This is a genomic window from Pseudomonas sp. 18-147 (assembly GCF_051048045.1).
Classification (GTDB): domain Bacteria; phylum Pseudomonadota; class Gammaproteobacteria; order Pseudomonadales; family Pseudomonadaceae; genus Pseudomonas; species Pseudomonas aeruginosa.
This window is the reverse complement of the sequence record NZ_CP182296.1, coordinates 1,029,549-1,050,610: the sequence shown is the minus strand read 5'-3', so window position 1 is coordinate 1,050,610 and position 21,062 is coordinate 1,029,549. Positions and strand designations below refer to the sequence as shown.

The 21,062-nt window shown below is 68.2% G+C and carries 25 protein-coding genes, 1 pseudogene and 1 riboswitch; of the genes and pseudogenes, 12 read left to right on the top strand and 14 right to left on the bottom strand.

Going from position 1 to position 21,062, the window contains the following annotated elements; all coding sequences use genetic code 11:
• Positions 1 to 12: 12 nt before the first annotated feature.
• The 6 genes from nusB to nrdR all read right to left on the bottom strand — a co-directional run bounded on the left by nusB (position 13) and on the right by nrdR (position 4,876).
• On the bottom strand, positions 13 to 492 hold the full coding sequence (nusB, locus tag ACM0M4_RS05005; protein WP_003093308.1) for a transcription antitermination factor NusB: 480 nt from the start codon (positions 490 to 492) through the stop codon (positions 13 to 15).
• On the bottom strand, positions 489 to 965 hold the full coding sequence (gene ribH / locus ACM0M4_RS05000; RefSeq protein ID WP_003093311.1) for a 6,7-dimethyl-8-ribityllumazine synthase: 477 nt from the start codon (positions 963 to 965) through the stop codon (positions 489 to 491). Before ribH ends, nusB begins: the two co-directional genes overlap by 4 nt.
• Positions 966 to 1,082: 117 nt before the next feature.
• A complete protein-coding gene (ribBA, locus tag ACM0M4_RS04995; protein WP_003093313.1) occupies positions 1,083 to 2,180 on the bottom strand; it encodes a bifunctional 3,4-dihydroxy-2-butanone-4-phosphate synthase/GTP cyclohydrolase II in 1,098 nt (365 codons plus the stop codon).
• Between the two features lie 26 nt (positions 2,181 to 2,206).
• Entirely contained in the window at positions 2,207 to 2,866 is a 660-nt protein-coding gene (locus tag ACM0M4_RS04990; RefSeq protein WP_003093316.1) for a riboflavin synthase, read from the bottom strand.
• Between the two features lie 183 nt (positions 2,867 to 3,049).
• Positions 3,050 to 3,212, bottom strand: a riboswitch (FMN riboswitch).
• 81 nt (positions 3,213 to 3,293) lie between these two features.
• Positions 3,294 to 4,415: a bifunctional diaminohydroxyphosphoribosylaminopyrimidine deaminase/5-amino-6-(5-phosphoribosylamino)uracil reductase RibD gene (gene ribD, locus ACM0M4_RS04985; protein ID WP_115288967.1), complete on the bottom strand. Its 1,122-nt coding sequence runs from the start codon at positions 4,413 to 4,415 to the stop codon at positions 3,294 to 3,296.
• Positions 4,412 to 4,876 (bottom strand): transcriptional regulator NrdR, encoded by a 465-nt coding sequence (nrdR, locus tag ACM0M4_RS04980; RefSeq protein WP_003107181.1) that lies wholly within the window; start codon positions 4,874 to 4,876, stop codon positions 4,412 to 4,414. Before nrdR ends, ribD begins: the two co-directional genes overlap by 4 nt.
• A 185-nt stretch (positions 4,877 to 5,061) precedes the next feature.
• Between nrdR and ACM0M4_RS04975 the strand changes: the two genes are divergently transcribed.
• The 3 genes from ACM0M4_RS04975 (at position 5,062) to trxA (ending at position 7,132) form a co-directional block, all read left to right on the top strand.
• Entirely contained in the window at positions 5,062 to 5,532 is a 471-nt protein-coding gene (locus tag ACM0M4_RS04975; RefSeq protein WP_003113050.1) for a YbaY family lipoprotein, read from the top strand.
• A complete protein-coding gene (locus ACM0M4_RS04970) occupies positions 5,529 to 6,191 on the top strand; it encodes a class I SAM-dependent methyltransferase (protein WP_003113049.1) in 663 nt (220 codons plus the stop codon). Before ACM0M4_RS04975 ends, ACM0M4_RS04970 begins: the two co-directional genes overlap by 4 nt.
• A gap of 71 nt (positions 6,192 to 6,262) precedes the next feature.
• Complete coding sequence (trxA, locus tag ACM0M4_RS04965) at positions 6,263 to 7,132, top strand: thioredoxin (protein ID WP_003105274.1); 870 nt, start codon at positions 6,263 to 6,265, stop codon at positions 7,130 to 7,132.
• Between the two features lie 24 nt (positions 7,133 to 7,156).
• Here trxA and ACM0M4_RS04960 read toward each other — a convergent pair whose 3' ends face one another.
• Complete coding sequence (locus ACM0M4_RS04960; protein WP_003105273.1) at positions 7,157 to 7,513, bottom strand: hypothetical protein; 357 nt, start codon at positions 7,511 to 7,513, stop codon at positions 7,157 to 7,159.
• Between the two features lie 132 nt (positions 7,514 to 7,645).
• On the opposite strand from ACM0M4_RS04960, the gene ACM0M4_RS04955 reads away from it, so the two are divergent.
• From ACM0M4_RS04955 to ACM0M4_RS04930, 6 genes are all read left to right on the top strand, one after another.
• Complete coding sequence (locus ACM0M4_RS04955) at positions 7,646 to 8,218, top strand: DUF2796 domain-containing protein (protein WP_003105271.1); 573 nt, start codon at positions 7,646 to 7,648, stop codon at positions 8,216 to 8,218.
• 88 nt (positions 8,219 to 8,306) lie between these two features.
• Positions 8,307 to 9,011, top strand: a complete 705-nt coding sequence (locus tag ACM0M4_RS04950; RefSeq protein WP_003093325.1) for an ABC transporter ATP-binding protein — start codon at positions 8,307 to 8,309, stop codon at positions 9,009 to 9,011.
• Between the two features lie 2 nt (positions 9,012 to 9,013).
• Entirely contained in the window at positions 9,014 to 10,279 is a 1,266-nt protein-coding gene (locus tag ACM0M4_RS04945; protein ID WP_003118230.1) for an ABC transporter permease, read from the top strand.
• A 17-nt stretch (positions 10,280 to 10,296) separates the two neighbouring features.
• Positions 10,297 to 10,815 (top strand): DUF3299 domain-containing protein, encoded by a 519-nt coding sequence (locus ACM0M4_RS04940; RefSeq protein ID WP_003105266.1) that lies wholly within the window; start codon positions 10,297 to 10,299, stop codon positions 10,813 to 10,815.
• 147 nt (positions 10,816 to 10,962) lie between these two features.
• Positions 10,963 to 11,661, top strand: a complete 699-nt coding sequence (gene oprG / locus ACM0M4_RS04935; RefSeq protein WP_003093337.1) for an outer membrane protein OprG — start codon at positions 10,963 to 10,965, stop codon at positions 11,659 to 11,661.
• Between the two features lie 83 nt (positions 11,662 to 11,744).
• Positions 11,745 to 12,101: a SirB2 family protein gene (locus tag ACM0M4_RS04930; protein ID WP_003093338.1), complete on the top strand. Its 357-nt coding sequence runs from the start codon at positions 11,745 to 11,747 to the stop codon at positions 12,099 to 12,101.
• On the opposite strand, the gene ACM0M4_RS04925 is transcribed toward ACM0M4_RS04930, so the two are convergent.
• The 6 genes from ACM0M4_RS04925 to ACM0M4_RS04900 form a co-directional block, all read right to left on the bottom strand.
• Complete coding sequence (locus tag ACM0M4_RS04925; RefSeq protein ID WP_003093339.1) at positions 12,102 to 13,031, bottom strand: NAD-dependent epimerase/dehydratase family protein; 930 nt, start codon at positions 13,029 to 13,031, stop codon at positions 12,102 to 12,104.
• Positions 13,024 to 13,908, bottom strand: coding sequence for a dTDP-4-dehydrorhamnose reductase (locus ACM0M4_RS04920; RefSeq protein ID WP_003113045.1), 885 nt, complete (start codon positions 13,906 to 13,908; stop codon positions 13,024 to 13,026). The genes ACM0M4_RS04925 and ACM0M4_RS04920 overlap by 8 nt, the downstream gene beginning before the upstream one ends.
• 268 nt (positions 13,909 to 14,176) lie before the next feature.
• Positions 14,177 to 15,127 (bottom strand): transcriptional regulator FeaR, encoded by a 951-nt coding sequence (feaR, locus tag ACM0M4_RS04915; RefSeq protein WP_003105262.1) that lies wholly within the window; start codon positions 15,125 to 15,127, stop codon positions 14,177 to 14,179.
• Positions 15,128 to 15,287: 160 nt separating this feature from the next.
• Entirely contained in the window at positions 15,288 to 15,866 is a 579-nt protein-coding gene (locus tag ACM0M4_RS04910; protein ID WP_003105260.1) for a DUF3156 family protein, read from the bottom strand.
• On the bottom strand, positions 15,841 to 17,331 hold the full coding sequence (locus ACM0M4_RS04905; protein ID WP_054375907.1) for an APC family permease: 1,491 nt from the start codon (positions 17,329 to 17,331) through the stop codon (positions 15,841 to 15,843). Before ACM0M4_RS04905 ends, ACM0M4_RS04910 begins: the two co-directional genes overlap by 26 nt.
• A 190-nt stretch (positions 17,332 to 17,521) precedes the next feature.
• A complete protein-coding gene (locus ACM0M4_RS04900) occupies positions 17,522 to 19,009 on the bottom strand; it encodes an aldehyde dehydrogenase family protein (RefSeq protein WP_009313342.1) in 1,488 nt (495 codons plus the stop codon).
• Between the two features lie 228 nt (positions 19,010 to 19,237).
• Between ACM0M4_RS04900 and ACM0M4_RS04895 the strand changes: the two genes are divergently transcribed.
• Positions 19,238 to 19,906: a helix-turn-helix transcriptional regulator gene (locus tag ACM0M4_RS04895; RefSeq protein ID WP_003113042.1), complete on the top strand. Its 669-nt coding sequence runs from the start codon at positions 19,238 to 19,240 to the stop codon at positions 19,904 to 19,906.
• Here ACM0M4_RS04895 and ACM0M4_RS04890 read toward each other — a convergent pair.
• Positions 19,903 to 20,199: pseudogene (locus ACM0M4_RS04890) on the bottom strand (hypothetical protein); the annotation flags it as partial. The gene ACM0M4_RS04895 and the pseudogene ACM0M4_RS04890 overlap by 4 nt on opposite strands.
• A gap of 132 nt (positions 20,200 to 20,331) precedes the next feature.
• On the opposite strand from ACM0M4_RS04890, the gene ACM0M4_RS04885 reads away from it, so the two are divergent.
• Positions 20,332 to 20,706, top strand: coding sequence for a hypothetical protein (locus tag ACM0M4_RS04885; protein WP_003105252.1), 375 nt, complete (start codon positions 20,332 to 20,334; stop codon positions 20,704 to 20,706).
• A complete protein-coding gene (locus ACM0M4_RS04880; protein WP_003093358.1) occupies positions 20,703 to 20,909 on the top strand; it encodes a helix-turn-helix transcriptional regulator in 207 nt (68 codons plus the stop codon). The genes ACM0M4_RS04885 and ACM0M4_RS04880 overlap by 4 nt, the downstream gene beginning before the upstream one ends.
• The last annotated feature ends 153 nt before the right edge of the window (positions 20,910 to 21,062 follow it).

Here is a 21,062-nt window from a genome sequence, read left to right as displayed (position 1 = left end):
GCCGGCGCGGGATCAGCGCTTGCCGCCGCGCAGCTCGGCGGCGCGCAGGCGCGGCGCCAGCTTGTCGAGCACGCCGTTGACGAACTTGTGGCCGTCGGTGGCGCCGAAGGTCTTGGCCAGCTCGATGCCCTCGTTGATCACTACCTTGTAGGGCACGTCGATGCGGTTGCGCAGTTCGTAGGTGGACAGCCGCAGGATGGCCAGCTCGACCGGGTCGATCTCGGCCAGCGGGCGGTCCAGGCAGGGCTCGAAGGTGGAGTCCAGCTCGCTCTTCTGTCGCGGCACGCCGTGCAGGATCTCGTGGAAGTAGGCGCCGTCGACCTCGGAGAAGTCGTTGTCGGTGCGGAACTGCGCCTCGATCTCGTGCAGGGGCTGGCCGGCGATCTGCCAGGAGTACAGGGCCTGGACGGCCAGGCTGCGGGCCTTGCGGCGAGCGGCGGTCTTGCCTTTCGGCGGCTTGGCTGCCGGGTTGCCGCTGTCTTGATTGCTCACTTGGCCTCCAACTGCGCCAGCAGGCTGACCATTTCCAGGGCCGACAACGCGGCTTCGGCGCCCTTGTTGCCGGCCTTGGTGCCGGAGCGCTCGATGGCCTGCTCGATGGAGTCGACGGTGAGGACGCCGAAGGCGACCGGGATGCCGAACTGCAGGGACACCTGGGCCAGGCCCTTGGTGCACTCGCCAGCCACGTATTCGAAGTGCGGGGTGCCGCCACGGATCACCGCGCCGAGGGCGATGATGGCGTCGAAGCCGCCTTGCTGGGCGACCTTCTGGGTCACCAGCGGGATCTCGAAGGCACCCGGGGCGCGGATGATGGTGATCTCGCTTTCAGCCACGCCGTGGCGGACCAGGGCGTCGACGGCGCCGCTGACCAGGCTTTCCACGACGAAGCTGTTGAAGCGGCCGACCACCAGGGCGTAGCGGCCTTTGGGGGCAATGAAGGTACCTTCGATGGTCTTCAGGGTCATGAGCAGGTCTCATCTGTTAAAGAGCCGGGACGCCGTTGCGCCCCGAGCGAAAAGGGTCGAAAGGTCCGTCCAGCATAGCGCCCACCGCGATCTTGCACGCGGCGGGCGGGACAGGCCTTATTCGGCGGGCAGGTATTCTACAACTTCCAGGTCGAAACCGGATATCGCATTGAAGCGCATCGGCGCACTCAGCAGGCGCATCTTGCGCACGCCGAGGTCGCGCAGGATCTGCGAACCGGCACCGACGGTGCTGTAGGTGGTGGTGGCCTTGGGCGCCGGAGCCGGCGCCGAAGCGATCTCGCGGACATGGGCGAGCAGGTCGTCGCCGCCGATCTGGTGACCGAGCAGCAGCACCACGCCGCTGCCCGCCTCGGCGACCTTGGTCATCGCCGCGCGCAGGCTCCAGCGGCCCGGCTGGTTGACCTGCAGCAGGTCGCGCAGCGGGTCCATGTTATGCACGCGGACCAGGGTCGGCTCTTCCGCGCAGACCTTGCCGAGGGTCAGCGCCAGGTGCACGTCGCCCTCCACCGAGTCGCGGTAGGTGATCAGGTTGAAGTGGCCCAGTTCGCTGTCGAGCGGCTGCTCGGCGATGCGCTCGACGGTGCGCTCGTGGATCAGCCGGTAGTGGATCAGGTCGGCGATGGTGCCGATCTTGATCCCGTGCTCGGCGGCGAACGCCTCCAGTTCGGGCCGGCGAGCCATGCTGCCGTCGTCGTTCATCACCTCGCAGATCACCCCGGACGGCTCGAACCCGGCCATCCGCGCCAGGTCGCAGGCCGCCTCGGTGTGCCCGGCGCGAGCCAGGGTACCGCCCGGCTGGGCCATCAGAGGGAAGATGTGGCCGGGGCTGACGATGTCGGCGGCCACGGCGTTCTTCGCCGCCGCAGCCTGCACGGTGCGGGCGCGGTCCGCGGCGGAGATGCCGGTGGTGACGCCCTCGGCGGCCTCGATGGAGACAGTGAACTTGGTGCCGAAGCCGGAGCCGTTGCGCTGCACCATCAGCGGCAGGCCGAGGCGCTCGCAACGCTCGCGGGTCATCGGCATGCAGACCAGGCCGCGGGCATGCTTGACCATGAAGTTGATGTCTTCGGTGCGGACGCATTCGGCGGCCATGATCAGGTCGCCTTCGTTCTCGCGGTCCTCGTCATCCATCAGGATGACCATCTTGCCTTGGCGGATGTCTTCGATCAGTTCGTCGATCGTGTTGAGTGCCATGGGCACCCCCTTATGCAATTCGTGGGTTACTTGAGAAAACCGTTCTCGGCGAGAAACGCTTCGCTGATGCCGGAGGCGCTGGGCTCGGCGGCCTTGTCGCCAAGCAGCAGGCGCTCCAGGTAACGGGCCAGCAGGTCGACCTCGAGGTTGACCCGGCGTCCGGGCTGGTACTCGGCCATGATGGTTTCGCTGAGCGTATGCGGGACGATGGTCAGCTCGAACTCCGCGCCGTTCACCGCGTTCACCGTGAGGCTGGTGCCGTCGACGGTGATCGAGCCCTTGTGCGCGATGTACCTGGCCAGTTCGCGCGGGGCACGCACGGTGAACTGGATGGCGCGGGCGTTCTCCTCGCGCTTGAGCACCTCGCCGACGCCGTCGACGTGGCCGCTCACCAGGTGTCCGCCGAGGCGGGTGGTCGGCGTCAGGGCCTTTTCCAGGTTCACCCGGCTGCCCACCTTCAGGTGCTGGAAGGCGGTGCGCGCCAGGCTCTCGCGGCTGACGTCGGCCCAGAAGCCATCGCCGGGCAGTTCCACCGCGGTCAGGCAGACGCCGTTGACCGCGATGCTGTCGCCGAGCTTGACGTCGCCCAGGTCGAGCTTGCCGGTGGCGATGTAGACCCGCAGGTCGCCGCCCTTGGGCGTCATTGCGCGGACGCTGCCGATCGACTCGATTATGCCGGTGAACATGCGACCTCCCGTTTTTCCGCCGCACAGGCGCGCAGCATGGCCGGCGCGACGCCGAGCGGCCTGCGTGCCATAGCGCGGGTATTCCAAGATGAAGACATATGACGAACTCCTGTTTCGTGAAAAACAGGGCTTTTTGGATCGAAGGGGATCTTGCGGGCGCACAGGGTACGCCCAGGCAGGCAATCCCGTTCTCTCTTTATCCGGACTATGACCGTCGGCCCCGGAATCGCACCGGGTCTGCTGACCTTGTCGTCCGGCGGTGGCCGGTCCGGCAAGCGCTCGCGGGCTAGGCGCCTTGCGCGCCATTACCGCCGGTGGGGACTTTCACCCCGCCCTGAGAACGTTACGGCCACCGAGATGGCCGTGTGGCGTTTTACCACAGTTGCGCCGCTTGTGCATCGTCCGCCGCGTCGCCGCGCAGCGAAGTTCAGGCGTCCCGCGGATGGGGCCGCGCGGTGACCAGCCAGTCGTCGCCCACCGCGCGGATGTCGTCGATCCGCAACTGCGCCGCATCGGCCATCCGCGCCAGCGGCCAGTCGAGCAAAGGACGGGCGCTGGAGCCGAGGAACTTCGGCGCGACGAACAGCCGGTACTCATCCACCAGCCCCAGCCGGGCGAAGGCGCCGGCCAGACGCGGGCCGGCCTCCACCAGCACTTCGTTGGCGCCGCGCGCCGCCAGTTCCAGGAGCAGCTTGTGCAAATCGACGTGGCCCTCGGCGGAGGGCAGCGCCAGCAGTTCGTGGCCGGCGTCCTGGAAGCGTTCGCGCGCCGAGGCGGCGGCGCAGGTCGCCACCAGCGCCGGACCGGCCTGGTAGAACGCCGACTCCAGCGGCACCCGCAGGCGCCCGTCGACCAGCACCCGCAACGGCTGGCGAGCCGCGGCGAGCGCGGTAAGCTCGGCGTTCAGGCCCAGTTCGTAGGGGCGTACGTTGAGCCGCGCATCGTCCGCCAGCAGCGTATCGGCGCCGGACAACACCACGCTGGAGCGAGCGCGCAAGCGCTGCACCGCCGAACGCGCGGAGGGCCCGGTGATCCACTGGCTTTCCCCGCTGGCCATGGCGGTGCGCCCGTCCAGGCTCATCGCCAGCTTGACCCGGACGAACGGCAGGCCATGTTCCATGCGCTTGATGAAACCGATGTTGAGTTCCCGCGCCTCGGCTTCGAGGACGCCGCTCTGCACCGCGATGCCGGCCTGCATCAGACGCAGCAGGCCGCGACCGGCGACCTCGGGGTTGGGATCCTGCATCGCCGCGACCACCCGCGCCACCCCGGCGCCCACCAGCGCATCGGCGCACGGCGGGGTGCGGCCGAAGTGGCTGCAGGGCTCGAGGGTCACGTAGGCGGTGGCGCCGCGTGCATTCTCGCCGGCCTGGCGCAGGGCATGGACCTCGGCGTGCGGCTCGCCGGCGCGGACGTGCCAGCCCTCGCCGACCACCTGGCCGTCCTTGACCAGCACGCAGCCGACACGCGGATTCGGATGGGTGGAGTACAGCCCCTGGCGCGCCAGTTCCAGGGCGCGGGCCATGTACAGCGGGTCGGCGGCGTTCATTCCTTGGCCGGCTCGCGGGCGAGGCGTTCGATCTCCTCGCGGAATTCGTTGAGGTCCTGGAAGCGCCGGTAGACCGAGGCGAAACGGATGTAGGCGACTTCGTCGAGCTTCTGCAGCTCGGCCATCACCAGTTCGCCCAGCACCCGCGACTTGATCTCGCGCTCGCCGGTGGCGCGCAACTGGTGCTTGATGTGGCCGATGGCCGCTTCCAGCCGCTCGACGCTGACCGGACGCTTCTCCAGGGCGCGCTGCATGCCGGCGCGCAGCTTGTCCTCGTCGAACGGCTGGCGGCTGCCGTCCTGCTTGATCAGGCGCGGCATGACCAGCTCGGCGGTCTCGAAGGTGGTGAAGCGTTCGCCGCAGGCCAGGCACTCGCGGCGCCGGCGCACCTGATCGCCCTCGGCGACCAGTCGCGAGTCAATCACTTTGGTGTCATGGGCACCGCAGAAGGGACAATGCATGGTGCTGATACAGGCGTAGCTGAAGGAAGCCGCATGGTAGCGCATCCGCGCCCGACCGAGCACCCGCAGAATCGACCGGCGCCGGCACGCTGGGAAAGGCGAGAGGAATCGGACGTTGCGGCCTACGCGAAGCGCGACAAGAATCACACTTTGCGCTATACAAGCGCCGCCCGGATTCCACCGCTATGGAGCAGCCCATGACCCTGCGCCCGATCGCCCTGCTGGCCGTCCTTCTCCTCGCCGCTTGTTCCAGCGACAAGCCGAAGCCTGCGCCAACGCCGCAAGCTTCGCGCAGCGTGACCATGGTCGAGCCGGTGCTACCGGCCCACCTGCGCGAGCTGAGCGGAACGCTGAGCAGCATCCAGGGCAGCCTGCCACGCGGCAGCGAGGTGCAGATGGCACTGCTGGTGATCGACGAGCGCGACCGTCCACAGCGGCTGCTGGCCAGCGAGACGGTGCTGGCCACCGGCGAACTCATGCCCTTCCGCCTGCCGTTCAACCCCGAATCCTTCCCGCCGGCCGGTGGCGCGCTGCGCGTCGAACTGCACGCGCGGGTGATCCAGTCCGGCCAGTTGGCCTGGCGCCTGCATCCGTTGCGGATCGCCCAGCCGACCACCCAGTCCCTCGGCGAACTGCGCCTGGTACGCGCGCCGTGACGGCACCGCAAGCCCTGACCCAGGCGCTGGGCGAGCTGCTCGGCGACGCCCGGCTCAGCGCCACCGCGCTGCCCGGCACCGACCTGCGCCTGTGGCTGATCGACGCGCAGAACATGGACCGCCAGTTCAGCCCGGAGGAAACCCGCCGCATCCTCGAAGAGCCGCCGTACTGGTGCTTCTGCTGGGCCAGCGGGCTGGTCCTGGCGCGCTGGCTGGCGGCGCGCCCGCAGTGGGTCCGCGACAAGCGCGTGCTGGACTTCGGCAGCGGCTCCGGGGTGGCGGCGATCGCCGCGGCCCGCGCCGGCGCCGCCGAGGTGGTGGCTTGCGACCTGGATCCCCTGGCGCTGGCAGCGAGCCGGGCGAACGCCGAACTGAACGGAGTGGAGCTGAGCTATTCGGCGGACTTCTTCGCCGAGGACGATCGCTTCGACCTGATCCTGGTGGCCGACGTGCTCTACGACCGCGCCAACCTGCCGCTGCTCGACCAGTTCCTCAGCCGCGGCCGCCAGGCGCTGGTCGCCGACTCGCGGGTCCGTGACTTCCGTCATCCGCTGTACCGACGCCTGGACGTGCTCGAAGCCTGTACCTGGCCGGACCTCGCCGAGCCCGCCGAATTCCGCCTGGTCAGCCTGTATCACGCCGAACGCGGGCAAGCCTGAGGCACGGGCTTGTTTGCGCGCGGCGCGCCCCCACTTATAGTGGTCACCACCTTGCGTTTCCGAGAATCGACATGAGCGATACGCCCTACATCTTCGACGTCACCGGCGCCAACTTCGAGCAGCTGGTCATCGAGAACTCGTTCCACAAGCCGGTCCTGGTGGACTTCTGGGCCGACTGGTGCGCCCCGTGCAAGGCGCTGATGCCACTGCTGGCGCAGATCGCCGAGTCCTACCAGGGCGAATTGCTGCTGGCCAAGGTCAACTGCGACGTCGAGCAGGACATCGTGATGCGCTTCGGCATCCGCAGCCTGCCGACCGTGGTCCTGTTCAAGGATGGCCAGCCGGTCGACGGTTTCGCCGGCGCCCAGCCCGAATCGCAGATCCGCGCCCTGCTCGAACCCCATGTGAAAGCACCGGCGCTGCCCGACGAAGACCCGCTGGAAGTGGCCCAGGCGCTGTTCGCCGAAGGCCGCATCGGCGACGCCGAAGCGACCCTGAAAGCCCTGCTGGCGGAGAACAACGAGAACGCCGCGGCGCTGATCCTCTACGCCCGCTGCCTGGCCGAGCGCGGCGAACTGGAAGAGGCGCAGGCCATCCTCGACGCGGTGAAGAGCGACGAGCACAAGCAGGCCCTGGCCGGCGCCCGCGCGCAGCTGACCTTCCTGCGCCAGGCTGCCGACCTGCCCGACAGCGCAGAGCTGAAGAGCCGCCTGGCGGCCGATGCCGGCGACGACGAGGCAGCCTACCAGTTGGCCGTCCAGCAGCTCGCCCGGCAGCAGTACGAGGCGGCCCTGGACGGACTGCTCAAGCTGTTCCTGCGCAACCGCGGCTACCAGGACGACCTGCCGCGCAAGACCCTGGTGCAGGTCTTCGACCTGCTTGGCAACGACCACCCGCTGGTCACCGCCTACCGCCGCAAGCTGTACCAGGCGCTCTACTGAGTCGCCGAGCCCCGTCCGCGGGGCTCAGTCCTCCAGCCAGACGAACACCTGGGTGCCGTCGACCACCTCGACCTTGACCCGGGCGTCGTGCCGCAGGCGCACCAGCAGTTGCTTGGCGGCGCCGGCATTGCCGCTGAACCCCTCCAACTCCGCCAGCAACTGCGGCCCCTCGATCCGCCCGCTGCCGCGCAGCAGGTCCTGGGCGGTCTGCCATAGGCGATCCACCGGCGCTGCCGGCGCCGGCGCCCTGGCCGCCGCGACCTGCGGCTCGCCCAGCGGCGGCGGGGGCACGTGTTGCGCCAGCTGGCGCCAATCCTCGGCGTCCAGTTCCAGGGTCAGGTCCACCGGCCAGTCGCCGATGCTTCCGCGAATCCGCACCATCTCGTTTCTCCACAAGCGAATCGCGCCATGCTCCCACGTCGGCGCGTAGGGGCCAAATCGGCCAGGCTAGGCAGGCGGAAAAATTCGTTATAACGTAACAAACTCTTTTCCTTCCTTGCCGGAGTCCCGTTCATGCGCCCACTGCTGTTAGCCCTCGTCTTGCTGCCGTTCGCCGCCCAGGCCCATGACGACCACGACCATGACCACGCCCACGGCAGCCTGGGCAAGCACGAGCACGGCGTCGCCCAGTTGAACGTGGCGCTGGACGGCAAGACCCTCGAACTGGAGCTGGACAGCCCGGCGATGAACCTGGTCGGTTTCGAACACGCCGCCAGCACCGACGCGGACAAGGCCGCCGTGGCCAAGGCCCGCGCGCAGCTGGAAAAACCGCTGGAGCTGTTCGCCCTGCCGGTCACCGCCGGCTGCTCGGTGGCCAGCCAGGAACTGCGGAGTCCGCTGTTCGGCGACAAGGCGCCGGCCCACGCGCACAAGGAGAAGGCAGGCCACGAACACGAACACGGTCATGCCGATATCCACGCCCATTACCAGCTCAGTTGCGAGAAGCCCGAGCTGCTCAAGCTGCTGACCCTCGCCGAGTTCTTCAAGCGCTTCCCCGCCACCCAGAAAATTCAGGTACAACTGATCGGTCCCGACGGCCAGAAAGGCGCCGACCTGGCTCCGGCCAGCGCCGAGCTGAAGCTGTAGGATCGTTCCGGAGGCGCCGCGAGGGATTCGGCGCGGCGCCCCTCCATCCATTCTCGAGGCTCCGGCGGAGCGTTCCGCCCCTACCCCCATGAGCGCACTGATCACCCTGACCAACCTCGGCTTCGCCTGGCCCGGCCAGGCGGAGTTGCTGGACATTCCCAGCTTCCATCTCGAACGCGGCGAGAGCCTGTTCCTCAAGGGGCCTTCCGGCAGCGGCAAGACCACCCTGCTCGGCCTCCTCGGCGGCGTGCAGAAGCCCGGCCGCGGCAGCATCCGCCTGCTCGGCGAGGACCTGGAAAAGCTGTCCGCCGCGCGCCGCGACCATTTCCGCGTCGACCACACCGGCTACATCTTCCAGCAGTTCAACCTGCTGCCATTCCTCTCGGTACGCGAGAACGTCGAGCTGCCCTGTCACTTTTCCGCGTTGCGCCGTCAGCGCGCCCGCGAACGCCACGGTAGCCCGGCGCAGGCCGCCAGCCATCTGCTCGGCCAGCTCGGCCTCGGCGGCGAACTGCACGAACGCCGCGCCGACAGCCTGTCCATCGGCCAGCAGCAGCGGGTCGCCGCCGCCCGCGCGCTGATCGGCCAGCCGGAGCTGGTGATCGCCGACGAGCCGACCTCGGCGCTCGACGCCGACAGCCGCGAGGCGTTTCTCCAGTTGCTCTTCGCCGAATGCCGCGAGGCCGGCGCCAGCCTGCTGTTCGTCAGCCACGACCAGAGCCTGGCCGGGCTGTTCGACCGCAGCCTGTCCCTTTCCGATCTCAACCGCGCCGCCCGGCCGGCAGGACTCTGAGCATGTATCTCTTCCGACTGGCACTGGCCAGCCTGGCCAACCGCCGCTTCACCGCCCTGCTGACGATCTTCGCCATCGCCCTCTCCGCCTGCCTGCTGCTGGCGGTGGAGCGGGTCCGCACCGAGGCCAAGGCCAGCTTCGCCAGTACCATCTCCGGAACCGACCTGATCGTCGGCGCGCGCTCCGGCTCGGTGAACCTGCTGCTCTACTCGGTATTCCGCATCGGCAACGCGACCAACAACATCCGCTGGGACAGCTACCGGCACTTCGCCGAAAACCCGCGGGTGAAGTGGGCGATCCCGATCTCCCTCGGCGACTCGCACCGCGGCTACCGGGTAATGGGTACCGATGCCGGCTATTTCGAGCACTACCGCTACGGCCGCGGCCAGGAACTGCAACTGGCCGAGGGCCGCGCCTTCGGCCAGGACCTGTTCGACGTGGTGCTCGGCGCCGAGGTGGCCGAAGCCCTGCACTACAGGCTCGGCGAGAAGATCGTGCTGGCCCATGGGGTGAGCACGGTGAGCCTGGTCAAGCACGACGACAAGCCGTTCACCGTGGTCGGCATCCTCCAGCGCACCGGTACCCCGGTGGACCGCACCCTGCACATATCCCTCGCCGGCATGGAGGCGCTGCACGTCGACTGGCGCAACGGGGTGCCGGCGATGGGCGCCGGGCGCGTCAGTGCCGAGCAGGCGCGGCACATGGACCTGCAACCACAGGCGATCACCGCGTTCCTGGTCGGCCTGAAGAGCAAGGTGGCGACCTTCGCCCTGCAACGCGAGGTCAACGACTATCCCGGCGAACCGCTGATGGCGATCCTCCCCGGTGTCGCCCTGCAGGAACTGTGGGGCCTGATGGGCACCGCCGAGAAGGCACTGTTCGTGGTCTCGCTGTTCGTCGTCCTCACCGGCCTGATCGGCATGCTCACGGCGATCCTCACCAGCCTCAACGAGCGCCGCCGGGAGATGGCCATCCTGCGCTCGGTGGGCGCGCGCCCCTGGCACATCTTCGGCCTGCTGCTGGCCGAGGCCTTCAGCCTGGCGCTGGCCGGCGTCGCCCTCGGCCTCGGCCTGCTCTACCTCGGCATCGCCGCCAGCCAGGGCTACGTCCAGGCCAACTACGGCATCTACCTGCCGCTGGCCTGGCCGAGCGACTATGAGTGGAGCCTGCTCGGGGCTATCCTGGCGGCCGCCGTGCTGATCGGCTGCGTGCCGGCCTGGCGCGCCTACCGCCAGTCCCTGGCCGATGGCCTGTCGATCCGCCTATGACCCGGAGATATTCCCCGATGCTGCGCTCCCTGACCGTCCTCCTGCTGGCTTTCGCCCTGCTCCTGGGCAGTGCCGTGGCGCGCGCCGCGCCGCGCGAACTGACCTGGTCGCAACTGATCCCGGCCGGCGCCCCGCCCGCCCCGGCGCCGCTGCCGATCCACGACCTCGCCAACGCCCTCAGCGAAGCCGGTCCGGCGGCCAGCCAGCAGAGCCCCAACGCCCCGGTGGTGAAGGCACTGGACGGCATCGAGGCCAAGCTGCCGGGCTACATCGTGCCGCTGGAAATCAGCGAGGCCGGGCTGGTCACCGAGTTCCTCCTGGTCCCCTACTACGGCGCCTGCATCCACGTACCGCCGCCGCCGTCGAACCAGATCGTCTACGTGAAGACCGCCAAGGGCGTGCAGATGGACGAGTTGTATCAGCCATTCTGGGTCGAGGGCACCTTCAAGGTGGAGAACGCCAGCAGCGAGCTGGCGGCGGCCGGCTACCGCATGCAGGCGAGCAAGGTGACGCCCTACGAATACGAAGGTGGCTGAACGACATGCGACAATCCGCCGCGCCATTTACGTTGCGGCGGTCACATTTGCTCCTAGGATTGATTGAGCTGTGTCAAGGAAGGCAACTGTTAGCTGGCTGACCATTAGCAGCACCAACACTTTCTAATACAAGGAATGGAGCTCATCATGCGTAAGTCCTGGCTTACCGCTTCCCTGCTGGCCCTCACCGTCGCCTCCCCGTTCGCCGCTGCGGATATTCAAGGACACAAGGCCGGTGACTTCATCATCCGTGGCGGCTTCGCCACCGTCGATCCCGACGACAGCAGTTCCGACATCAAGCTGGACGGCGCCAAGCAGCGCGGTACCAAGGCGACTGTCGACAGCGACACCCAGCTCGGCCTGACCTTCACCTACATGTTCGCCGACAAGTGGGGCGTGGAACTGGTCGCCGCCACTCCGTTCAACCACCAGGTCGACGTCAAGGGCCTCGGCCCGGGCCTGGACGGCAAGCTGGCCGACATCAAGCAACTGCCGCCGACCCTGCTGCTCCAGTACTACCCCATGGGCGGTACCAACAGCGCCTTCCAGCCCTACGGCGGCCTGGGCGTGAACTACACCACCTTCTTCGACGAAGACCTCGCCAGCAACCGCAAGGCGCAGGGTTTCAGCAGCATGAAGCTGCAGGACTCCTGGGGCCTGGCCGGCGAACTGGGCTTCGACTACATGCTCAACGAGCACGCGCTGTTCAACATGGCCGTCTGGTACATGGACATCGACACCAAGGCCAGCATCAACGGCCCGAGCGCCCTGGGCGTGAACAAGACCAAGGTCGACGTGGACGTCGATCCGTGGGTCTACATGATCGGTTTCGGCTACAAGTTCTGAGTCGTAGACTGTCGCGGGGCTTGCGCCCCCAACGGAAAAAGGCGCCTTCGGGCGCCTTTTTTCATCCTGCGGAAACGGACCCCATGTACCTCTGGCTGAAGACCCTGCACATCACCTTCGCCCTCAGCAGCGCCGCCCTGTTCGTCTGGCGCCTGGCCTGGAACTGGTCGGGGCGCAAGGCCAGCGGCATCCGCCGCTGGGGACCGCACCTGGTGGACACCCTGCTGCTGCTCAGCGCGCTCGGCCTGGTGCACCTGGCGATGCCCTGGCCGCTGCCGCTCTGGCTGCTGGCGAAGCTGGGGCTGTTGCTGGGCTACATCGTCTGCGCGGCGTTCGCCCTGCGGATGGCGCGGGGCCCCGGCAAGGGCCTGCTCAGCGTCCTCAGCCTCACCCTGCTGGGCGGGATCTTCTACCTGGCGCTGAACAAGCCCTGGTGGTGATCAGCGGCCGAGCAGGCGCGCCAGGCCCACGCCCATCGGCGTCGGCTGGTCGAAGCGGAAACGCCGCAGCAGGCGCTCGTTGTTCGCCCGCGAATGCCTGATGTCACCGGCTCGCGCGTCGGCGTGGGTCACCGGCGGCAGGCCACCGAGCACCTGGCCGATCTCTGCCAGCAACTGCTTCAGGCTGATGCTGCGATTCAGGCCGACGTTCACCGCCCCGGGTTCCACCGCCGTCGCCTCCAGCGCCTGGACCAGGAAATCGACCAGGTCGGCGACGTAGATGAAGTCGCGGGTCTGCTCGCCGTCGCCGAACACGGTGATCGGCGTCCCCTTCAGGGCGCGCTCGGTGAATATGCTGATCACCCCGGAATAGGGCGAGGACGGGTCCTGGCGCGGCCCGTAGACGTTGAAGAAGCGGAAGATCGCCGGCTCCAGCCCATGCTGGCGGCGATAGAAATCGAGGTAGTACTCGCTGGCCAGCTTGTCCGACGCGTAGGGCGTCAGCGGCGACTTCGGGGTGTCTTCGTCGATCGCCGTGCCTTCGCCGTTCTGCCCGTAGACCGCTGCGCTGGAAGCGAACACCACGCGCTTCACGCCCTGCTCGCGCATCGCTTCGCAGAGGTTCAGGGTGGCGATGAAATTGCTCTGGTGGGTGGCGACCGGGTCGTCCACCGAGGCCTGTACCGAGGCGACCGCGGCCAGGTGGGCGACCGCCGCGCAGCCCTTCAGGGCGGCCGCCAGGGTCGCCGCGTCGGCGGCGTCGCCTTCGAGCAGCTCTACCCGTTCGTCGTCCAGGGGCAGGTTGTCGCGCTTGCCGGTGGACAGGTTGTCCAGCACACGCACGCGGTAGCCGCGCGCCAGCAGCGCGTCGGTCAGGTGGGAGCCGATGAAACCGGCGCCGCCAGTGATCAGGATGGGACGTTCAAACATGCCTGTAGTACCTGTCCAATAGAGCCGGCAAACCTGCGCGCCAGGCGCGCGGCTTGATGCCGAAGGTGTGGAGGATCTTCTTGCAGACCATCACCGCGTGCTGCGGCTCGTCGAGCGCGTCCGGGCGCGCGGCATGGGCCTCCGCCGAAGGCTCCTGAATCAGGTTGGAGCGATAGGTACGCGCCTCGTTGAGGATCACCTGTCCCAGCGCCAGGGTGGTGGTCGCTTCCAGTCCGCCGTAGTGGTAGGTGCCCCACAGCGGCGCCTGGCAGTCGAGCTGCTTGAGCACCGAGAGCACCACCCGCGCGGCGTCGTCCACCGGCGTCGGGTTGCCGCGCCGGTCGTCGGCGAGGAACAGCGGCTGCGGTTGTTCGGCGCGGCTGAGGAAACGTCCCAGCAAGCCGTTCGGGCTTTCGTCCAGCAGCCAGCCGAAGCGGATCAGCACATGTCGCGGGCAGGCCGCGCGCACGCTCTGCTCCATGCGCCAGAGCGCCTGGCCACGCAGGCCCAGCGGAAGGGTCTCGTCCTTCTCGCTGTAGGCGGTGGCGCGGGCGCCGTCGAAGACCCGGTAGCTGGACGGCTGGACCAGCAGGATCTCGTAGTGCTGGCAGAGCTCCGCGAGGCGCTCGACGGCGCGCTCCTGGGCGCCCAGGCGCTCCGCCTCGACCTGCTCGGCCTGGAACCAGTCGTGGTAGAAGGCGAGGTTGATCACCGCGTCGGGGCGCGTTTCGTCCAGCAGGGTGGTGAGGCTGGCGGCATCCCAGCCCTGCTCGGGTGGTCTGGGCGCGAGGAAACCGATGTCTTCCTCCGCCCCTAGGCGGATCAGCGCCTGTCCAAGGGCATTACCGCCGCCCAAAAGCATCAGGCGCATTCGCATGGTGTAGGGGGGCACTCGAAATCTGATAGTGAATAGCGACGCGGCGCACGCCCCAAGGCAATGACATCCTGCGCCTCGCTGGCGACATGAAAGGTGCGGGCATCGGGTGCTGCTTGTCGCGGCAGGTACCCCGGACAGCGCCGCCGTTATTTTCATGCAACCTGACACGCCGCATTCTTGCTGTGCCTCCGGTGAAGCGTCAAGCATTCACCGGGCCAGCTCCGCCTGCGGCGCGGATCGGCGGGACGAATGGCAGCGCGCGGCGGCGTCAGGCCGGTAGCGCGCCGGCCCGATAGTCCTTGGGCGAAACCTCGAACTGCTTCTTGAACGCCCGGCTGAAATGCGCCGAGTCGCTGAAACCCCACTTGAAGGCGATGGAGGTGATCGATTCGCCGCGCAGCCGTGGGTTGCCGAGGTCGGCGGCGCTGCGGCTGAGGCGCTGGCGGAGAATGTAGCGGCAGACGCTGTCGCCCTGCTCCTCGAACAACCGGTACAACTGGCGCACCGAGATGCGCAGGCGGCCGGCGAGCATGTCCGGACTCAGGCGCGGCTCCTGCAGGGATTGCTCGATCAGACGCTCCGCGTGCCGGCGCAGACTGTAGCCATAGAGCCCGGCCAGCGGTCCCTCCAATTCCTCGCCGGCGTGCTGTAGCGCCGGCCCGAGCAGGGCGATCAGCGCCTCCTGCAACGCCCCGCCCTCGTCCGCCACCGCCCACGGCTGCAGTTCTCCGGCGCACACCTGCTGCACCAGCAGGCTCAGCAGGCGACCGCTGGCGCAGTTCGGCGAGAGTTTGCCGAAGGCCCGCTGGCTGGGTGGCAGGTGCCGGCATACCTCTTCGCGGGAGAGATGGAACGAGGTGTGTTCGATGAGTCCGTGGGGAATGATCTCGCAGCCGCCCGCGGAGTCCATCAGCGCCATTTCCCCTGGCGCCAGCTCTATGCTGTCCCCACCCTGGCGCAGTTGCGCATGGCCGCTGCGCTGGACGACCAGGAAGCAGTGGCGGTCGTCGTCATGATCGGCATGGGTGGCCTGGCGGGCGATGCGCCCTGCGTTGGTGCGGATCTGCGCCAACTCCAGACCGCCGAGGTCCTGCCGCGAGATATCGCCGATGAACAGCGTCCGGTTCAGCGCGGGCTGCGACTCGAAGCGCCCGCAGACCTGGCGCAACGCCTGGTTCCAGGCTTCGAAGCTGTTGTGTGCGGAAGACAGGGTATGCACCGGGCACCTCCTGACGGCAACGGCCATCGTTATTGTTGTATGGCGCGGCAATTACCGAGCCACGCAGCGCTGCCGATATGATTAACATGTTATCGATATACCCACAAGCTAGCGCAAATGGACCGGCGGATACGCATCCGGGAGAGCCGGCAAGGGCCGTTCAGGCGGGAGAAAGCAGGCGCTGCAATTGGGCGAAGGCGCCCAGCAGGGCCAGGCGCTGCTCGGCGACCAGAGGGATGTAGCGGCGATAGGCGGGGAAGCGGTTGACCACCTCGCACGCCCCCAGGTGTTCCAGGCTCACGGTCCAGCCCCTGTCGTCGCGGCAGAGGCGCAAACTCCGGAAGTCCAGAGGCATGAGCTGCTCCAGCAAGACCCGGTCGCCCCCCTGCAAGGCCTCCCGCAACGGCTCGAGCCCGCTCCCGCTGCGTACCTTGCAAAGGATGCCGCGACGCCGCAAGCAACCGGCGTGACGCAGCTCCAGGCTGGCCGGCGGCCCCCCGGGCGCCGCCACGAACAGGCTGAACTCGGTGCTGACGATATGCATGAACAGGTGCGCCTGGACCCGCTCGCGAACCTCGAGGCTCAGCTCTTTCGTACGCAGCAACAGCCTGCCGTCCTGCGCCTCGCCGTCGCACGCAGCCAGGTTGCGCCGCACCAGGGCCAGGGTGGCTCCGGGGCGATAGGCGGCTGGCCGCCAGTCGCGCCAGTGACGCTCATACCAGCGCGCCCAGGCGGACATGCGCCCTCTCCCGCTGCTGCTGGTCCTCTTCGGCGAATTCCTTCTCCAGCACCTCTTCCACCGCCAGCGGACGGAACGGATTCACCCGCTGTACGCACAGGGTCCAGAACAGGGCGTAGGCGGCCGCCAGGCCGAGCATCAGGGCGAACGGCAGGTAGATGTCGGCGGGGTTCATCCCCGGCGGCGTGATGTAGAACATCCCCAGCAGGATTCCGGCGCTGGAGAATAGCTGCGGCAACGGGAACAGCGGCGAGCGGTAGGCGCGCGGCAGGTCCGGGCGACGGATGCGCAGCAGCACCACGGAGAGGGTCACCAGCAGGTAGGCGGTGCCCCAGGCGCAGACCGCAGCCAGGACCAGGTGGATGATCCCTTCGCTGTCGCCGCCCAGCCACCAGGCGTGCAGGCAGGGAATCGCCGCTGCCACGGCGATGCACAGCAACGGTGTCTTGAAGCGCGGGTGCAGGTAGGTGAAGGCCTTCGGCAAGGCGCCATCCAGCGCCATCCCGTAGAGAATCCGCGGCAGGCCGGCCATCAGGGTGTTGATGGTGGCGGCCCCGGCGAACAGCAGGCCCACGCCCAGCCAGATGCGTCCGAACGGTCCCATCACCTGCTCGGCGAATCGCGGGATCGCCATCGGCGTCTCCAGCAGGTGCAGGCCGCCGCCGAGGTCGAGGTTTTCCACCTGCCGGCGCATCGCCGCGCCATAGAGGAACATGCAGCAGGCCACCCCGACCAACCCCAGGGCCATCGCCCGCGGCAGGGTCCGCGAAGCGTGGCGCACCTCCGGCGCCAGCGGCGTGACGAATTCGCAACCGACGAACATGAACATCGCCATGCCCACCAGCGACAGCAGGGTCGGCAGGTCGTCGCCGACCATCGAGGCCCCGAACCAGCCCTGCAACTCCACCGCGGGCAGGCGCAGCAGACCGGCCACGGCGAAGATCATCAGGGTGCTCCACATGCCGAAGGTGAGGATCACTTCGGCGCGACCGAAGGCGGTGATCCCCAGCGCATTCAGCAGGCCGAAGCAGAGCACCATGCCGACGCCCACCAGCCAGGCGCCGCCGCCCGGCTCGGTGAGGGTATTCAGCGACTCGAAGTTGACCAGCGCCATGGTGCCGCTGAGCATGGTTTCGGCGGTGCCGGCGAACACATGGACGATCAGGTAGGCCGACAGCGTGCCGGTGATCGCGAAGAAGCGCCCGAGGCCGCACGACAGGTAGTCGTAGACCGAGCCACGGGTCGGCAGCAGGCAGGCGGCCTCGGCGAAGGTGGTGGACTGCGCCAGCATCAGCAGCAGCGCCACCAGCATCGCCACGGCGAAGGTTCCGCCGCCAAGGCCGAAGCCGGTGGTGGCGGTGAGGATCACCGGGCTGGCCATGATCAACCCGACCGAACTGGCCAGGGCGGTGGGGAAACCAACCCGCCCGTGGAGCAGGTGCTGGGTGAGTCTGGAGTTGGACATCGACGTATCCTCGACGGCAGCGTTGCTGTTGTTGTTCTTGCGTCAGGCCCTGCCAGGGCGCGCCAGGCGCCCTGCGGGACGCGCCGGCGTCCCGTACGCTCCGCCGGCAGGCGAAGCGTGTCGAACAAAAGGCTGCCGCGGAGGGCAGCGAAAGAGCCGAACGAATCGGCTCACCCCGATTTCATCGATATCAGTAGGCGATGCACACCGACTTGTTCTCGGTGTACGCCTCGATCGCCGCATGGCCCATCTCGCGACCGATGCCGGACTGCTTGAAGCCGCCGAACGGCATCGACGGGTCGAGCAGGTTGTGGGCGTTCACCCATACCGTGCCGGCCTTGATCCTGGGCACCAGGTCCATGACCTGGCGCAGGTCGTTGGACCAGATGCTCGCACCGAGCCCGTAGATGCTGTCGTTGGCCAGACGCACCGCTTCGTCGAGATCGTCGAAGGGCGTCGCCACCAGCACCGGCCCGAAGATTTCCTCGCGCACCACCTGCATCCCCGGGGTGACGTCGGCAAGGATCGTCGGCTGCACGTAGAACCCCATCTCGCCCTGGCGCGCCCCGCCGCAGACCACGCTGGCGCCCTCGGCCACCCCGCTTTCGATCATCCCCAGCACCCGCTCCTGCTGCCTGGCCGAGACCAGCGGGTTGATCTGCGTGGTCGGATCCAGGCCGGGGCCGATGCTCAGGTCGCCGGCGATGGCCGCCAGGCGCTCCAGCACCTGGTCGAAACGCTTGCGCTGCACATAGAGGCGCGAGCCAGCGGTGCAGACCTGCCCCTGGTTGAAGAAGATCGCGCCGGCGGAACCGGCGGCAGCCATGTCCAGGCTGGTGTCATCGAGGATGATCACCGGGGATTTGCCGCCGAGTTCGAGGGAAAAACGCGTCATGTTCTCCACCGCCGCATGCCCGATCAGCTTGCCCACCGGGGTCGAGCCGGTGAACGCCAGCTTGTCGATGCCCGGGTGCGCCGCCAGTGCCGCGCCGGCCTCGGCGCCCGTGCCGGTGACGATGTTCACCACTCCTGGCGGAATCCCCGCCTCCAGGCACAACTGGCCGAGGCGCAGGGCGGTCAGCGGGGTTTCGTCGGCCGGCTTGAGGACCACGGTGCAGCCGCAGGCCAGGGCCGGGACGATCTTCCAGATCGCCATCAGCAGGGGGAAATTCCACGGCACGATGGCTCCGACCACGCCCACCGGCTCCGGCACCGTGTAGGCCCGGTAGCGCGCGCCTGGGACCGCGGCGATCGACAGGTCGAGGCTGCGACCCTCGATCTTGGTCGCCCAGCCGGCCATGTAGCGGATGAACTCCACCGAGGCGCCGACCTCCAGGGCCCGCGACAGGTTGATCGACTTGCCGTTGTTCAGGGTTTCCAACTGCGCCAGTTGCTCGCCATGCGCCTCGATCCGTTCCGCCAGTCGCAGCAGCAGGCGCTCGCGATCGGCCGGGCGCTGGCCTGCCCAGTTGCCTTCGAACGCACGCCGCGCGGCGGCGACCGCCCGATCGACGTCTTCGGCGCCGGCGCGGGCCACGCGCGCCAGCTCGGCACCGGTCGCCGGGTCGTACAGCGGCATGTCGGCGCCGGAACGCGCCGGCCCGGACTCACCGTCGATCAGCAGGCCATGGGGACTGCGCAAGAAGGCGCTGACGGACGGGTCGATGGCAATACTCATGTGTGCTCCTCGGCTTGGCGACGGCGCTGCGTCATGCATGCGCCTACTACCCGGGAATACTCTGGACCCGCCGCTCCCCCGCTCGCTTGCTCCAGCCTGCCGGGTTTCTTGCCGCTGCCTGCCAAGCCAGGCAGAGAGAGACAAGACGGCGCGCCGGGGCATGGACATTCTGCCCGGCAGGCGGGACAGTGGACGTCCCGCCGCCTCGTCCCTCGGGAGTCCCGCGCCATGCCTTCGACCCTGTCGCCCGACCTCGGCCCGCGCTGCATGCAGGCCTTCACCCAGGTGGTACCGGCCAGCCTGTGCGTGTTCTATCGCATCGACGAGGACTGCCGCGCACACGATTTCCAGCTCCTGCGGATGCCGGCCGGCATGCACCGCGACTACCTGCGCCACTACCGCGACTACGATCCGCTGCAGCCGCGCCACTGCCTGGCCAGCGCTTCGCCGGTGGTGCCGCTGCGCCAGGGCATCGCCCGCCAGCCCGCGGAGGACAGCGCACTGTACCAGGGCTTCCTGCGACGCCACGGGATCTGCGACGTGGTCGAGGTGCTGGCGCATGCGCATCAGCGTCCGGTCGCGGCCCTGTCGTTGCTGCGCGACGCCCGCCTAGGGGCCTTCTCCGACCAGGAGCTGCGACAGTTGCGCGCCCTGCATGGCCTGATGGAGCTGGCGGCGCAGGCATGCGCCACGCCAACGGCCAGCGCCGAGCGCCTGCAAGGCCTGACACCGAGGGAACGGGAGATCGCCCTGCTGCTGCGTGACGGCGTCAGCAACAAATGCCTGGCGCAGTGCCTCGGACTCGGCCTGCCGACGGTGAAGACCCACCTGCTCAACCTGTTCCGCAAGACCGGTGCGCGCAGCCGCACCGAGCTGGTGAAGCGACTCTTCCTCTAGCCGCGCGCGGCCTGGGGGTTGCGCGCCTCCAGCCAGAAGAGGAACTGCCGCACCGCCAGCGGCTCGCCGCTCTCGTGCAGGCCGCGCAGGCCCTTGCGGTGGCGCCTGAAGGAAAAACCGGGAAATACCCAGGGCAGGTTCAACAGGTACCAGGCCAGGGCGCCGACATCGGCGAAGTGCAACACCTCCCAACCTTCGCCGCCTGCCACCGGCGGCAACTCAGCGGCCTCCAGTTGGGCGCGGGCGAAACCCAGGTTCCAGTGCGGTGCCTCCGGCGGCGGCGCCATTTCGCCATTCTCCCAGAGGCCGCCCGCTACCATCCCCGAGTCTACCCGCCAAGGCAAGTCCATGCAGATGTAAAGCTTGCTTGACAAAAAACAGCCTCCCGTCCAATGTAAAGCACCCTTTACACGGACGATTCAACCATGACCCACAAACGTTTCTTCCTCGAACTGCTTCTCGCGCTGGTCGGCTATGCCGCTGCCGTTCTGATCAGCGGCCAGTCGCTGGCGGGCACGGAACCGGGCGCCGGCCGGGTCTTCCTCGCCCTGCTGCCGGTGCCACCGATGGTCGCCCTGGCGCTGGTGGTGATCCGTTACCTGCGGCGCCTCGACGAAATGGCCCGGCGCATCCATCTCGAAGCCCTCGCCCTGGCCTTCGTCGGCACCGCCCTGCTCACCTTCACCTACGGTTTCCTCGAAACCACCGGCTTTCCGAAACTCTCGATGTTCTTCGTCTGGCCCCTGATGGGCGCGTTCTGGGTCATCGGCTGCGTCCTGGGACTGAGGCGCTACGCATGAGGAACCGCGTTCGCGAGTTGCGCGCGGAGCGCGGTTGGTCACAGGCGGAGCTGGCCGGAAAGCTGGAGGTATCGCGGCAGACGGTGAACGCCATCGAAACCGGCCGCTACGATCCAAGCCTGCCCTTGGCGTTCAAGCTCGCCCGGGTGTTCGGACTGGCCATAGAAGCGATCTTCGACGACCGGGAAGGCCAGTTGGACTGAGTCCGGTCCCGCTTCCGAAAACGTCCGGGGCGCCCCTGGCGACCCCGGCGGCAAGCCCCCCTTACCCTGTACCAAATGGCAGTTGCCGCATTTCCCCTCGGGGCTAGCCTTGGACCAGGCCTATCGCCAGCCTTCCCCCTGGTCCCCGCTCGA